This is a genomic window from Plantibacter sp. Leaf1, from assembly GCF_001421315.1.
Taxonomy (GTDB): domain Bacteria; phylum Actinomycetota; class Actinomycetes; order Actinomycetales; family Microbacteriaceae; genus Plantibacter.
The window spans coordinates 1,167,549-1,181,677 of sequence record NZ_LMJX01000002.1; the positions used below are offsets into that span (position 1 = coordinate 1,167,549).

General features: G+C 70.2%; 11 protein-coding genes. 3 read left to right on the top strand and 8 right to left on the bottom strand.

Annotated elements, in window-relative coordinates:
* Nucleotides 1-39 precede the first annotated feature (39 nt).
* The 5 genes from purH to sucC form a co-directional block, all read right to left on the bottom strand.
* Nucleotides 40-1,647 (bottom strand): bifunctional phosphoribosylaminoimidazolecarboxamide formyltransferase/IMP cyclohydrolase, encoded by a 1,608-nt coding sequence (purH, locus tag ASE44_RS07720; RefSeq protein ID WP_056778678.1) that lies wholly within the window; start codon nt 1,645-1,647, stop codon nt 40-42.
* The gene (gene purN / locus ASE44_RS07725; protein ID WP_056007988.1) at nt 1,644-2,270 is read right to left on the bottom strand and encodes a phosphoribosylglycinamide formyltransferase; all 627 of its coding nucleotides are present in this window, start codon (nt 2,268-2,270) and stop codon (nt 1,644-1,646) included. Before purN ends, purH begins: the two co-directional genes overlap by 4 nt.
* 9 nt (nt 2,271-2,279) lie before the next feature.
* Nucleotides 2,280-3,557 (bottom strand): DUF6350 family protein, encoded by a 1,278-nt coding sequence (locus ASE44_RS07730; protein WP_056778680.1) that lies wholly within the window; start codon nt 3,555-3,557, stop codon nt 2,280-2,282.
* Between the two features lie 126 nt (nt 3,558-3,683).
* Nucleotides 3,684-4,574: a succinate--CoA ligase subunit alpha gene (sucD, locus tag ASE44_RS07735; protein WP_056778681.1), complete on the bottom strand. Its 891-nt coding sequence runs from the start codon at nt 4,572-4,574 to the stop codon at nt 3,684-3,686.
* A 14-nt stretch (nt 4,575-4,588) separates the two neighbouring features.
* The gene (gene sucC, locus ASE44_RS07740; protein ID WP_056778683.1) at nt 4,589-5,752 is read right to left on the bottom strand and encodes an ADP-forming succinate--CoA ligase subunit beta; all 1,164 of its coding nucleotides are present in this window, start codon (nt 5,750-5,752) and stop codon (nt 4,589-4,591) included.
* A 160-nt stretch (nt 5,753-5,912) separates the two neighbouring features.
* On the opposite strand from sucC, the gene ASE44_RS07745 reads away from it, so the two are divergent.
* Together ASE44_RS07745 and ASE44_RS07750 are read left to right on the top strand one after the other, a co-directional pair.
* Nucleotides 5,913-6,713 carry an oxygenase MpaB family protein gene (locus ASE44_RS07745; RefSeq protein WP_056778685.1) on the top strand — a complete coding sequence of 267 codons (801 nt, stop codon included), beginning with the start codon at nt 5,913-5,915 and terminating at the stop codon, nt 6,711-6,713.
* Nucleotides 6,714-6,808: 95 nt separating this feature from the next.
* A complete protein-coding gene (locus ASE44_RS07750) occupies nt 6,809-8,386 on the top strand; it encodes a hypothetical protein (RefSeq protein ID WP_157579820.1) in 1,578 nt (525 codons plus the stop codon).
* On the opposite strand, the gene ASE44_RS07755 is transcribed toward ASE44_RS07750, so the two are convergent.
* The 3 genes from ASE44_RS07755 to ASE44_RS07765 form a co-directional block, all read right to left on the bottom strand.
* Nucleotides 8,313-9,317, bottom strand: coding sequence for an SseB family protein (locus ASE44_RS07755; RefSeq protein ID WP_056778697.1), 1,005 nt, complete (start codon nt 9,315-9,317; stop codon nt 8,313-8,315). The two genes, ASE44_RS07750 and ASE44_RS07755, sit on opposite strands and share 74 nt — an antisense overlap.
* Before the next feature lie 73 nt (nt 9,318-9,390).
* Nucleotides 9,391-11,859, bottom strand: coding sequence for an ATP-dependent helicase (locus tag ASE44_RS07760; RefSeq protein ID WP_056778699.1), 2,469 nt, complete (start codon nt 11,857-11,859; stop codon nt 9,391-9,393).
* A 57-nt stretch (nt 11,860-11,916) separates the two neighbouring features.
* Complete coding sequence (locus ASE44_RS07765) at nt 11,917-12,954, bottom strand: glycerophosphodiester phosphodiesterase family protein (protein ID WP_157579988.1); 1,038 nt, start codon at nt 12,952-12,954, stop codon at nt 11,917-11,919.
* A 194-nt stretch (nt 12,955-13,148) separates the two neighbouring features.
* Here ASE44_RS07765 and ASE44_RS07770 point away from each other — a divergent pair, with 194 nt between their 5' ends.
* Nucleotides 13,149-14,006: a Bax inhibitor-1/YccA family protein gene (locus ASE44_RS07770; RefSeq protein WP_056008012.1), complete on the top strand. Its 858-nt coding sequence runs from the start codon at nt 13,149-13,151 to the stop codon at nt 14,004-14,006.
* Nucleotides 14,007-14,129: the final 123 nt, after the last annotated feature.

Here is a 14,129-nt window from a genome sequence, read left to right on the forward strand (position 1 = left end):
AGGAGCTCGCTCGGATTCCGCCGAGGAGCACCCGCCGGTCTAGTGGAAGAAGTGACGTTCCCCCGTGAAGTACATGGTCACGCCGGCTGCCTGCGCAGCGGCGATGACCTCCTCGTCACGGACGGAACCGCCCGGCTGCACGACCGCCCGCACACCGGCGTCGAGCAGGACCTGCAGACCGTCGGCGAAGGGGAAGAAGGCGTCCGACGCGGCGACGGAACCCGCTGCGCGGTCACCCGCCCGGCTCACGGCGAGGTGGCAGGAGTCGACGCGGTTGACCTGACCCATACCCACGCCGACACTCGCGCTGCCCTTGGCGAGCAGGATGCCGTTCGACTTCACCGAACGGCACGCCTTCCAGGCGAAGATGAGGTCGAGCAGGGTGTCGTCGTCCGCCGGTTCACCCGTGACGAGCGTCCAGCCCTTGGCGGTGTCCTGGGGGTCGTCGGCGAAGCGGTCGGCGTCCTGGTACAGCAGGCCGCCGGAGATCTGACGGACCTCGTGTGCTTCACGCGTGAACCCGTCGGGCAGCTGCAGCAGACGCAGGTTCTTCTTCGTCTTCAACACCTCGAGCGCGGCGTCCTCGAAACCGGGGGCGACGAGTACCTCGGTGAAGATCTCCTTCACCGTCTCGGCCATGCCGAGCGTGACGACACGGTTGGCGGCGATGACCCCGCCGAACGCCGACACCGGGTCGCACTCGTGTGCGCGACGATGGGCGGACGCGATCGGGTCGGGCGCCTTCGGGTTCGCGAACGCGATCCCGCAGGGGTTGGCGTGCTTGATGATGGCGACGGCCGGGTTGGCGAAGTCGTACGCGGCACGGACCGCAGCGTCGGCGTCGACGTAGTTGTTGTACGACATCTCCTTGCCGTGCAGCTGCGTGGCCTGGGCGATGCCCGCGCCGCCGGGACGGACGTAGAGGGCCGCGGCCTGGTGCGAGTTCTCGCCGTAGCGCAGCACCGTCTCGCGGCGACCGGTGACGGTCAGGGTACTCGGGAAGGCCTCGCCCTCGGCCGTCTCCGTGCTCGCGAACCAGGCCGAGACCGCAGCGTCGTAGGAGGCGGTGTGCTCGAAGGCCTCAGCGGCGAGGGAGCGTCGCTGCGCCAGCGTCGTCCCGCCGGCTCCGACCGCGTCGACGATCAGTCCGTACCGTTCGGGCGAGACCACGATGGCGACGTTCGCGTGGTTCTTCGCCGACGCGCGCACCATCGCCGGTCCGCCGATGTCGATCTGCTCGACGACGTCGTCGCCGACCGCGCCGCTCGCGACGGTCTCGACGAAGGGGTACAGGTTCACGACCACGAGCTGGAACGCCTCGATGCCGAGTTCCGCCAGCTGGGCCTCGTGGGACTCGAGCCGCAGGTCGGCGAGCAGACCGGCGTGCACCGAGGGGTGGAGCGTCTTGACGCGGCCGTCGAGCGACTCGGGGAACCCGGTCACCTCCGAGACGTCGGTCACCTCGTGCCCGGCACTCCGGATGGTGGCAGCCGTCGACCCGGTCGAGACGATCTCCACCCCGGCGGCGGCGAGCGCACCCGCGAGCTCGAGCAGACCGGTCTTGTCGCTGACGGAGACGAGCGCACGACGCACGGGGACGACGTCGCGTTCGCGGTAGAGGCTGTGGTCGTGACTGGGACCGCTCATGACTGGGGTGCTCCTTCTGCTGGCGGGCGGGACGCCGTGGAGAGCGCCTCGAGGTCGATGGTTCCGGTGGCGAGGTCGCGGACGGCCTGGACGAGCAGTCGCCGCTCGACGGGCTTGATGCGCTCGTGCAGGCGGTGCTCGGTGTCGTCCGGCATGATCGGCACGCGCTCCTGCGAGATGATGGGCCCCGCGTCGACACCGTTGTCGACGACGATGATCGACGCACCCGTCTGCGTGGCGCCGGCGGCGAGCGCGTCGCGGACGCCGTGGGCGCCCGGGAACTCCGGCAGGTACGCGGGGTGGGTGTTGATGATGCGAGGTGAGAGGGCGTCGACGACGACCGGCGGGAGCAGGCGCATGAGCCCGCTGAGCACGAGGACGTCAGGACTCCAGACGCGGATCTGCTCGAGGAGCGCCGCTCCCCACTCCGCTCGGGAGTCGAACGAGGAGTACGGGACGGTGAACGAGGGGATGCCGAACTCCTCGGCGTGGGCAAGGCCGTCCGCCTCGCGATCGGCACCGACGGCGACGACCCGGGCGGGGAAGTCCGCGTCGCGTGAAGCTTCGAGGAGGGCGCGGAGATTGGATCCGCCACCGGAGATCAGCACGACGAGTGACAGCACCAGAGCATCCTATCGGTCGCGGGCGTTCCGGACGCTCGGGCGGACCTGCAGCTCCGGGAGGCGGTCCTCCTCGGCCAGACGCGTCGGACCGGCGGCCATGCCGATCACCGCGGCGATCCCGACGGAGAGCGTGGCCCACAGGCCGGTGACCCACCCGTTCGGGCCGACCTCCACGAGGCGGCCCGGGCCGGCGGCGCCCGCCGAGATCGCAGCGAGGACGCCGACGACGACACCCGCCGTCACGCCGATGCCGAGGCCGACGACGGCCAGTCGTGCGAGGCCGTCCCGCCCGTCGAGGTCGACGAGCAGGCGCCGTCGCAGCACGACCGCCGCGGCGAAGCCGATGACCACCGGGACGACGAGCACCGCGAACCCGAACGGGCTCTCCCCCGTCGGGATGGCGCCGAGCACCGGGACGGCCGGCATGCTGCCCACGAGCGTGCCGATCGGGGACACGGCGGTCCCGCTGCCGATGGCGAACCCGCCGCCGGTGATCCAGCTCATCGCCCAGATGACGAGGTTCGGGAGGTACAACAGCTCGGCGCCGGTCACGATCGCGCCACCCAGGACGCCGTACTGCGCGCTCTCGTGCAGGGAGATGATGGCGCCATAGCCCGCGGCGATGAGGACGGCCGTCAGGACGGCGGACACCGCGAGCAGCGCGGACGCGGCGAGCGCCCCGCCTCGGAGCGAGGTGACGATCATCGGCCACGCGCCGGCCGGCAGCCGGTCGAGGGTGGCGCGGAGGCCGTCGAGGATCGGGTCGGCCGCATCCTGCTCGCGGAACCGCACCCACAGGGCGGCGACGACGACGCCGAGCGCGAACCGGACGGTCGGGGCGAGTGTGCCCTGGACGATCGACGGTCGGACGGCCGGGTGGAGGGCGGTGAGGGTCACGAGGAACGCCAGGACGGCGAACACCAGCACGGACACGACGACGGCGCCCTGCCACCAGGTGCTGCGGGCGGCGCGCATCCCCGTGCGCACCCCGAACAGGACCGTGCCGATCGTGAAGGCGAGCGGTGCGAGCGAGACGAGGAAGGGTTCCATCCCGAGCGGTAGCCCGAGCTGGGTGACGAGCTCGGTGTCGAGGGTGATGCGCATGCTCGAGCCGTTGCCGAGCGTCCAGATGTCGACCGCCCCGCGCCACAGCGCGGCCGGATCGACCTCGAGCTGGAAGTACAGCGCCCACAGGGCGAGCAAGGGGACGAGTGCGACACCGATGCCGATGGCCACGGCGAGCGTGGCATCGAGGGCGGCGAGGAGGGCGACGGTCAGACGTTTCATGCGCCTCCGACCCTACCCGGCGCGGTGCACCCCGAACGTCAGGCACACGGTGGGCGAGGCCCGGAACGCCGCGACGCGACGCCCGGATCGGGCGCCGCGTCGTGGGTGCTGGTGATGCGTGCGTCGCTACAGCGAGGCGATGATCTCGCGCATGAGGTCGGCGGTCTCGCTCGGCGTCTTGCCGACCTTGACGCCGGCGGCCTCGAGGGCCTCCTTCTTCGCCTGCGCGGTGCCTGCGGAGCCCGAGACGATGGCGCCGGCGTGGCCCATGGTCTTGCCCTCCGGGGCGGTGAAGCCCGCGACGTAACCGACGACCGGCTTGGTGACGTTCGCCTTGATGAAGTCGGCCGCGCGCTCCTCGGCGTCGCCGCCGATCTCGCCGATCATGACGATCGCCTTGGTCTCGGGGTCGGCCTCGAACGCGGCGAGCGCGTCGATGTGCGTCGTCCCGATGATCGGGTCGCCGCCGATGCCGATCGCGGTCGAGAAGCCGATCTCGCGCAGCTCGTACATCATCTGGTACGTCAGGGTGCCCGACTTCGACACGAGGCCGATGGGTCCCTTGCCCGCGATGTTCGCCGGCGTGATGCCGACGAGCGACTCGCCCGGCGTGATGATGCCGGGGCAGTTCGGGCCGATGATGCGGGTCTTCGAGCCCTTGGACTGGGCGTAGGCCCAGAACTCGGCGGAGTCGCCGACCGGGACGCCCTCGGTGATGATGACGAGCAGCGGGATCTCGGCGTCGATGGCCTCGATGACCGCGTCCTTGGTGAACGCCGGCGGCACGAAGGCGATCGACACGTCCGCGCCGGTCTCGGCGATGGCCTCGGTGACCGTGCCGAACACGGGCAGCTCGACGCCGCCGTCGTGGGTCACGGTGGTGCCGGCCTTGCGGGCGTTGACGCCACCGACGACCTGGGTGCCGGCCTTCAGCATGAGCGCCGTGTGCTTGGTGCCCTCACCGCCGGTGATGCCCTGGACGATGACCTTGGAGTCCTTGTTGAGGAAGATTGACATGCGTGTGCGATCCCTTACTTCGAAGCCAGCTCGGCGGCCTTGTCGGCGCCTTCGTCCATGGTTGCGGCGAGCGTGATGAGCGGGTGGGCGGCTGCGCGGAGAATCTCGCGGCCTTCCTCGACCTTGTTGCCGTCGAGGCGGACCACGAGCGGCTTGGTCGCGGTGTCGCCGAGGATCTCGAGCGCCTTCACGATGCCGTTCGCGACCGCGTCGCACGCGGTGATGCCACCGAACACGTTCACGAACACGCTCTTGACCTGCGCGTCACCGAGGATGACGTCGAGGCCGGCGGCCATGACCTCGGCCGATGCTCCACCGCCGATGTCGAGGAAGTTGGCCGGCTTCACGCCGCCGTGCTGCTCGCCCGCGTAGGCGACGACGTCGAGCGTGGACATGACGAGGCCCGCACCGTTGCCGATGATGCCGACCTCACCGTCGAGCTTGACGTAGTTGAGGTCGTTCTCCTTGGCCTTGAGTTCCAGGGGGTCCTCGGCGGCGGTGTCCTCGAGGGCGGCGTGGTTCGGGTGACGGAACGCGGCGTTCTCGTCGAGCGACACCTTGCCGTCGAGGGCGACGATGCGGCCCTCTTCCGTGAGGACGAGCGGGTTGACCTCGACGAGCGTCGCGTCCTCACCCTTGTAGACGTCGTAGAGCTTCACGAAGACGTCGGAGACCTGGTCGACGAGCTCCTCGGGGAAGTTCGCGGCCTTCGCGATCGCGACCGCCGCAGCCTTGTCGACGCCCGTCAGCGGGTCGACCTCGATGCGCGCGAGCGCCTCGGGCTTCTCGACCGCGAGCTGCTCGATCTCCATGCCACCCTCGACGCTCGTGAGCGACAGGTAGGAGCGGTTGGCGCGGTCGAGCAGCACGGAGAAGTAGAACTCCTGCGCGATCCGCGCACCGGCTGCGACCATGACGCGCTTGACGACGTGGCCCTTGATGTCGAGACCGAGGATGGCCTTGGCCGCCTCGTACGCCTCGTCGGGGGTCTTGGCGACCTTGACGCCGCCGGCCTTGCCGCGGCCTCCGACCTTCACCTGCGCCTTGACGACGACGACGCCGCCGAGACGCTCGGCCGCTGCCCGCACCTCGTCCGGGGTGTCGGCGATGATGCCGGCGAGGACCGGAACCTCGTACTGTTCGAACAGGTCTCGTGCCTGATACTCGTAAAGATCCACGTGTCATTCCCATCCGCGCTTCGCGCGTTCTGCTGTGATTGTCGTGGCGATTTTCGGCCGCGCGTTATCTCGGCGGCGAGAGAAAAAGGGCCAGTGACGACTCTACCCCCAGCGCTCGTCCGCAGCCGGACGTTCACCGTGAACGACTAGGGTCGGTTCCATGACCGGGATGGCGGACCTGGCGCGCGAGGGCATCCTCGTCGCCGGTGCGGGCCGCGCCATCCTGTTGCAGATCGCCGATCCGGCGGTCGCCGCCGGGGTGGCGCGTCACAGCGACTTCGACGCACGTCCCCTCGACCGGCTGCACGCGACACTCACCTTCGTCTACGCGCTCGCGCTCGGGACCCCCGAGGAGCAGCGCCTCGTCGCACGTCGCGTGAACCGCGCACATGCGCCGGTCCGGTCGTCGGAGGACGACCCGGCACCCGCCTACTCGGCCTTCGACGCCGACGCACAACTCTGGGTGGCGGCCACGCTGTACGACACCGCGGTCCAGGTGTACGAGCTCGTCTTCGGCCCGCTCGACGACGGATCACGCGAGCGGTTGCACCGTGAGTACGCGATCGTCGGGACGAGCCTGCAGCTCCCCGCCGAGCGGTGGCCGGCCACCCGTGCGGCCTTCGACGAGTACTTCCAGGCACGGCTCGCGGACCTCCACGTGACCCCCGAGGCCCGCGCCGTGTCCGTCCAGCTCTTGACCGCTCGGGCGGCACCTCCCCTGGTGCGGGCACTGCTCCCGCTCGTCCGCCTCGTCACGGCCGGGCTCCTGCCGACCACGCTCCGAACCGCCTACGGCTTCCGCTGGACCCCGGTCCAGCAGCGCCGGTTCGACCGGAGGTTGCAGGTCGCCAGGCTCGTCTGGCCCCGCTTGCCGAGGTGGGTCAGGGCGGCTCCCTCGACCTGGTACCTCCGGACGATGCGAGCGCGTGAACAGGCCGGGCAGGCCGTCGCCTCCCGCTGACGCAGACCGCTCCACAGGGCGCTCCCGAACGCGTCGCCTCCACATCCGGCGCCCGATCGACGACGCTGGGCCCGGCCGTTTCCCACCATGGGCACATGACAACTCCTGCCCTCCCCCTCCGAACCCGTCTGCCCCGCAGACCCCGCACCCGACTCCTGCTGGCCGTCCCGATCCTCCTCACGATGCTGCTGGCGATCGTGTTCGGCGGCGCGACCGCTGCCTCGGCTCTCGCCGCGACCGGCGCCGCCTACGGCCATCGAGCGGCCTCGGACGGCCGTTGGCTCGGATCCTGGGCGTTCGACGACGGTACGGTCGGGTTCTGCATCAACCTCGACCTCCCGATCCCCCCTGGCCACAGCTACGAATACGTCGACGGGGACTCGCTCGGCTGGTTCAAGCCCGAGGACGCCGCTCGCCTCGCCTACCTGTCCCGACACTGGGGAGCGAGCCAGAACGCCGACGAGGCGGCTGCCGGCCAACTCGCCACCTGGATGATCACCGGTATGAACGGCTACACGCCGGCGCAGATCGCCTCCCGGGCCGGCGCGAGCGCCGAGTACGTGCTGGCGCTCGCGCACCGGATGCTGGCCGAGGCGGACGGCCCGGGCGGCGCGAGTCGCGGTGCGAGCGCCGAGCTGTACCTCGACCGTGGCGCGGACGGCTTCGACGTGGTCCGTTCCGAGCTGGCCGTCGACTTCGTCTCGTCCGGGACGACCACCCTGCCGCCGGGGACCCACACCGGGACGATCACGCTCGACGGCGCGACCTTCGAGGACGGCACCTCGGTCAAGACCGTCGGGAACGGTGAAGGCCACCGGATCGTGCCGAGCACCGACTCGGCCGTCGTCTCCTTCTCGGCGACCGTCGGCTACGGTGAGCTGCCCTACGGGGGCGGCATGACCATCGCCCGCAGCGCCGACCACGTGCAGAGCGTCCTCGTCGCTCGTCCGATCACCGTCACCGCCGAGGCGAGCGCGGACCGCGAGCGGACCACGCCCCTGCCGTTCCAGCCGGTCGTCGTCACGACCACCTCGCACGCCACCGCCGCACCCGGAACCGAGATCGTCGACCACCTGTCGGTCGGGATCGCGACGGACGCCGGGCTCTCCTCGGAGTGGGGCGTCTTCGGTCCGGAGGGTGGGCCCTACGCGCCCATCCCGGTGACCGTCCGGAGCCAGCTGCTCGGGCCGTTCGGCGAGCAGCCGGTCGAAGCACCCGAGGCGCCACTCGGCGCTCCCCTCGTCTGCGAGGTGGAGACCGTCGTCGACGCGGGCCCCGGCGACTACACCACGCCGTCCTGCATCGTCCCCGAGGACGGCTACTACGTCTGGGTCGAACGGATCGAACCGACCGACACGGCTCCGGAGCAGGGTGGCGCCATGATCCGCCCCTGGCGGTCGGCGTTCGGTGTCGCCGCCGAGACCACGCGGGTCGTCTCACCGCCCGTCCCGGAGATCACCGAGCACCGTCTCGCCGAGACCGGCACCGACGACCGGTCGCTCATCCTCGCCGCGACGGCGGCCACGCTCGCCCTCGGCCTCGGCGGCGCGCTCGTCGCACTCCGGCGGCGTTCGACGCCGGCCCGGACCGCCGGTGACGTCAGCGGACGTCGAGGAGCGGCGCGAGCTGAGCGCGGTCGACGTCCAGCCACGGTGCGGCCGGGTTCACGATGATCCCGGTGATGCCTTCGTCGCTGCGGAGCGCTGCTGCGAGTTCCGCGGCCGTGACGGGGTACGCGTCGTCGCCTCGCCCGAGCGCCGCGATCTCGATCGGCGCGGTGAAGACCTCGAGGAGCCGGCGGTCACCGAGCCGGGTCTCGGCGATGCCGATCGTCTTGCGGTTGCCGTCCTCGTCGACCTCCGCTCGTCCGGCGACGAAGCCGCCGTGCGCGGCGAGCGCCGCGACCAGTCGCTGGAGGGCGTCGGCGTCGCGAGGCTGGGCGAGTGCCTGCTTCGCCGGGTCGTTGTTGCGGCCGTCCCCGAACAGGCGCACGATGAGCGTCTTCGGGACGACGGCGCTCGCCTTGCCGTCGGCCGGGTTCAGGACGATCCCGGCGTACCCTTCGCCGGACGCCTGACGCAGCGCCCACACCGCGTCCACCGCGACCCCGGTCACGGGCCCCTCTGCCGTCCGCGTCTTCTCGAGCTCACGAGCAGAGGTGAAGGCGAGGAGGTACACGGCGCCCTCGGCGTCGCGGTGGACGCCGAGTGGGACACGGCCCGCGGCCTTGTCCTCCTCCGAGACACCGTCGAGACTCGTGGAGAGCAGCAGCTTGCCCTGGATGCTCTGCCGCAGCACGTGCATCATGGCGCGCTCGTCGCCACCCTCCGCCAAGGCGGTGAGCGCCTGGGCCAGGTCCACGTTCGTGTCCGGTTCGCCGGCGGGGGGCGTCGGAGCGGGGGCCGCGGCCGGAGTGGCCGGCACCGACACGGGGGCCTCCGGGGTCCGAGCGGCGGAGTTGACCGTCGTCACCGAGATGGAGACGTGCGGAACGGCTTCCGGGGCCTCGGCTTCGGGAGCCGCCTCGGCCTCAGGAGCCGAGGTCTCGGCTTCCGCAGCTGCGGATCGGGCATCGGACGCGTTGCGCTTGGAGAACAGACCCATGATGAATGAGCCTAGATGCTCCACCCGGCCCGGGGAACCCGTGAGGAGCGTTGGACGAACGCCGTCGCCCGGCTCAGTCCACCTTCTCGATGGGGGCGATCTTGATCAGCAGCTTCTTCGCTCCGGCCGACTCGAACTGTACGTGGGCGATGCGCTTCGCGCCCTCCCCCGTGACCGCGTTCACGCGCCCCACGCCGAAGTCCGCGTGGGAGATCCGGTCGCCGGGGACGAGTTCGAGGTCGCCGTTGTCGCGGACCTTCGCCGTGATGCGGTTCGCCCAGGCCGTCTCCGGCTTGCTCGACCCGCCGGAGAACCGGGTGTCGCCGGCGGACGCCCCCTCGGGCAGGGACCGGACCGACCAGCGGTCGCTCGACGGGGCGCGGCGCGCATTGAGCGCGCGCGACTGCGTTCCACCGCGGCCGTTGACGTTGCCTGGCGACTGCCGCCACTCGATGAGGTCGGCCGGGATCTCCTGGAGGTAGCGACTGGGCATCGCGACGGCGGTCTCGCCGTATTGTGCCCTGGTCATCGCGAGCGACAGGTAGAGACGCTTCCTGGCGCGGGTGATGCCGACGTAGAACAGACGACGCTCCTCCGCCGGGCCGCCGGGTTCACTCGCCGACATCCGGTGCGGGAGCAGGTCCTCCTCGATGCCGGTCAGGAAGACCGCGTCGTACTCCAACCCCTTCGCCGTGTGGAGCGTCATGAGGGAGACGCTTCCGGTCGCGTCGTCGAGGTCGTCGGCGGCAGCGACGAGCGAGACCTCGGTGAGGAAGTCCACAATGCCGCCGTCCGGGTTGTTCTTCGCGAACTCCTTGGTGACAGCGACGAGCTCGTCGACGTTCTCGGCACGTGCCTCGTCCTGCGGATCGCGGCTGTTGCGCAGGGAGTCGAGGTAGCCGCTCTTCGTCATGAGGAGGGCCAGGACGTCGCCGACGGCGGTCGCCGACGCGGTGGGGCGGTCGGCCGCCGCGGCGTCGTCGAGCGCGGCCTGCGCCTCGTCGAGCAGCGCGGACAGCTGCAGGATCGCGCTCGTGACCTTCGGGCCGAGCCCGAGCGCGTCGGCGCGCCGCATCGCCTCGCGGAAGGTGACGCCGTTGTTCTCGGCGAAGCTCGCGAGCGCCGTCTCCGTCGCCGGACCGATGCCGCGCTTCGGGGTGTTGAGGATGCGCCGCAGCGCCATGATGTCGGCGGGGTTCGCGACGGAGACGAGGTACGCCAGTGCGTCCTTGATCTCCGCTCGTTCGTAGAACTTGGTGCCACCCATGATCCGATAGGGCAGCGCCGCCCGGATGAAGATCTCCTCGAGCGCACGGGTCTGGGCGTTGGTGCGGTAGAAGACCGCGATGTCGCTGTACGCCGTGCCGCCGTTCCGGAGCTTCTCGATCTCGTCGGCGATGAACTGCGCCTCGTCGTGCCCGGAGTAGCCGGTGAACCCGACGATCTTCTCGCCGTCGCCCACGGCCGTCCACAGCTTCTTGTCCTTGCGGTCGAAGTTGTTGGAGATGACCGCGTTCGCCGCCGAGAGGATGTTCTGGGTGGAGCGGTAGTTCTGCTCGAGGAGGACGACCTTCGCTCCCGGGAAGTCCCGCTCGAACTCGGTGATGTTCCGGATGTCCGCGCCACGGAACGCGTAGATGGACTGGTCCGAGTCGCCGACGACCGTGAGCGAGGCGCCGTCCGCCTGCGCGATGGCCAGGTGGTCCGAGCCGGCGGCGGGTGCACGGGTGAGTTCGCGGATGAGCGAGTACTGGGCGTGGTTCGTGTCCTGGTACTCGTCGACGAGGATGTGCCGGAACCGCTGCTGGTACTGCGCGGCGACGTGCGGGAACGCTCGGAACAGGAAGACGGTCTGGCTGATGAGGTCGTCGAAGTCGAAGGCGTTCGCGTCGGCGAGCGCCCGGGTGTACTTGCGGAAGATCTGCAGGAACACGAGTTCCTGCGGATCGTTCGTGTTGATCGTGCGCGAGTACGACTCGACGTCGGAGAGCTCGTTCTTCAGCTTCGAGATCTTGGCCGAGGTGTTCGACGGTGTGAACCCGTAGGCGTCGGCCTCGAGCTCCTTGATGATGCGCTTCAGCAGAGCGCGCTGGTCGCCGCTGTCGTAGATCGTGAAGTTCTTCGTGAACCCGAAGTGTTCCGCCTCCCGACGGAGGATGCGGACGCAGGCGGAGTGGAAGGTCGAGATCCACATCCCCTGGGCGGCCTGGCCGACGAGCGCCTCGACGCGCTCACGCATCTCGGCTGCGGCCTTGTTCGTGAAGGTGATGGCGAGGATCTGGCTGGGCCAGGCCTCGCGCTGCTCCAGCAGCAGGGCGATCCGTCGCGTGAGCACGCTCGTCTTGCCAGAGCCGGCGCCCGCGACGATGAGCAGCGCCTGCCCCCGGTACTCGACGGCGATCCGCTGCTGCGGGTTGAGTCCGTCGAGGAGACGACTCCCGGCGGCATGCTCGTCTGAGGGCGTCCCGGGGATGGACGCTGTGGGCCAGTCGACGATCACCGGTTGGACGGCGTCGGCGTTCGAAGAAGGAGTGCTCGCCATATCGCCTGCAAGTCTAGGCGCTGCCTCCGACATCGGCCCGCCCCGGACGCCGGGGCGTCAGTGCTCCCGCCGAGCAGGGAGGGCCGAGCGGGCGGCCGCACCGAGGTCGGCGTGGTCGACGAAGACCCCGTCGACGCCCGTCGAGAGCACCAGGGCGAACTCCGCCCGCCAGTCGCCGAACGCGGCAGGGTCCTCCCCCGAGCGGAACGGCGGCGCGAGGAAGCGGTTCTCCGGTCGGAGCGTCCAGGTGTAGACCCGGAGGCCGGCCGCGTGCGCGCGCTGCACGAGATCGGTCGGGCAGGGGCCGTCGGCCGCGTCCAGATCGATCAGCAGTGCCTTGTCGACGCTGATGGCGTCGACCTCGCCCGCGAGCGTCGCGAGCCCGGCATCGGTCATGGCGTCGGCGTACGTGGGAGCGGCTTCCCCCAGTCGCGCCACCAGATCGCTCGGCCTGCCGGACCGTTCGAGGAGGTAGACGAACTCCGCTCGCACGTCACGCCGCTGCACGGCCGTGAGCACGGACTGCTCGAACGATTCGACGATGAGCGGTTCGGCGGCGGCGTCCGCGCCGAAGCCGGTCGTGTCGAGCGCATCGGCGAGCAACCGGTCGAGTGGCAGCCCGACGGACGCGAAATGGGTCGCGTGCTTCACCTCCGCGACGATCCCGAGCGGGCGCCCGTGCTCTCGGGCGGCGTCGCGGACGATGGCGACGAGATCGGTGAACCGGAGGATGGGCGACGTCCCGTCGTGGTCGGCACTGCCAGGACGCAGAGCGGGGATGCGCTCGCGGGCGGTCAGCGTCGACAGTTCGGCCCAGGTGAAGTCCTCCGTGAACCACCCGGTCAGCTGATCGCCGTCGATGGTCTTCGTGGTCCGCCGATCGGCGAAGTCCGGCCTCGAAGCGACGTCCGTCGTCCCCGAGATCTCGTTCTCGTGGCGCACCACGAGCACGCCGTCCTTCGACGCGACGAGGTCGGGTTCGACGGCGTCGGCGCCCAGGGCGAAGGCGAGTCGGTAGGACGCCTCGGTGTGCTCCGGGCGATACCCCGGCGCTCCACGGTGTCCGATCACGAGCGGGCTGGGCAAGGAGTCGATGCGCACGCGATCAGCCTAGGGCGAGGATCAGGCGGCCTGGCCGGGTGCCGGCTGTCAGCTGGCGGCGAACATCCGTCGGCGTCCAGACCTTTCCAGGCCCGATCCGGCTGATTCAAAGGGAACTCGGATACTCTGGGTGCCAGCAGCGCCGCTTGGCGCGACACAGCCTCCACGACTGAGAGTAGGAATCAGCCATGGCCCTCGACAATCCCGCGTTCTCGAAGAACCCGGCATTCGCGAAGCAGGGAGGCGGGACGCTGCAGGCAGCTCAAGCAGCGAACCCCTCGCTGACCGCCGAACAGCTCCAGAAGATGTACGAACAGCCCACCGCACCGGCGGGCGTCGGCACCGCCGACCGCATGACGATCGAGAACACGCTCGTCAAGACCCTCGGCTCGTTCGCCGTCCTCGTGGTCTTCGCCGTCATCTCCTGGATGTGGACGACCTCGCTCCTGCAGGCAGGCAGCGGCTACGCCCTCCCCATGATCATCGGCATGATCGGCGGCCTCGGCCTCGGTCTCGTCAACTCCTTCAAGAAGGAGCCGGTCCCCGCGCTCATCCTCGGGTACGCGGTCTTCCAGGGCCTCTTCGTCGGTGGCATCTCGCGCGTCTTCGAGGCGAACCCGGCCTGGTCCGGCGTCGTCGTCCAGGCGGTCCTCGCGACCCTCGCCGTCGTCGGCGTGACCCTCGCACTCTTCGCGAGCGGCAAGGTCCGCGCCTCGAAGAAGCTCACGAAGGTGTTCCTCGTCGCCATCATCGGCTACGGCGTCTTCCAGCTCCTCAACCTGGTGCTGATGTTCACCGGTGTCCTCAACAACCCCTTCGGGCTGTACGGCGCGACGATCTTCGGCATCCCGCTCGGGATCGTCATCGGCATCTTCGCGGTGCTGATGGGTGCGTACTCGCTCGTGCTCGACTTCGACTTCATCCAGCGCGGCGTGCAGAACCGCGCACCCGCCAAGTACGGCTGGACCGGCGCCTTCGGCATCATGGTCACGGTCATCTGGATCTACGTCGAGATCCTGCGCCTGCTCGCCATCTCGCGCAACTAGCAGCCCGGTTCCGCCGAAGGCCCGTCCCATCGTGGGGCGGGCCTTCGTCGTGCCACACGGTCGTGCCACGGACAGACGACGGAAGGCCGCCCCGAGACGGGACGGCCTTCCGGTGGATCAGGG

Coding starts and splice junctions, on each gene's coding strand:
- ASE44_RS07770 (WP_056008012.1), top strand. CDS start 13,149: ATGGCCCTCGACAATCCCGCGTTCTCGAAGAACCCGGCATTCGCGAAG.
- ASE44_RS07745 (WP_056778685.1), top strand. CDS start 5,913: ATGACCGGGATGGCGGACCTGGCGCGCGAGGGCATCCTCGTCGCCGGT.
- ASE44_RS07750 (WP_157579820.1), top strand. CDS start 6,809: ATGACAACTCCTGCCCTCCCCCTCCGAACCCGTCTGCCCCGCAGACCC.
- ASE44_RS07730 (WP_056778680.1), bottom strand. CDS start 3,557: ATGAAACGTCTGACCGTCGCCCTCCTCGCCGCCCTCGATGCCACGCTC.
- purH (WP_056778678.1), bottom strand. CDS start 1,647: ATGAGCGGTCCCAGTCACGACCACAGCCTCTACCGCGAACGCGACGTC.
- ASE44_RS07760 (WP_056778699.1), bottom strand. CDS start 11,859: ATGGCGAGCACTCCTTCTTCGAACGCCGACGCCGTCCAACCGGTGATC.
- ASE44_RS07755 (WP_056778697.1), bottom strand. CDS start 9,317: ATGGGTCTGTTCTCCAAGCGCAACGCGTCCGATGCCCGATCCGCAGCT.
- sucD (WP_056778681.1), bottom strand. CDS start 4,574: ATGTCAATCTTCCTCAACAAGGACTCCAAGGTCATCGTCCAGGGCATC.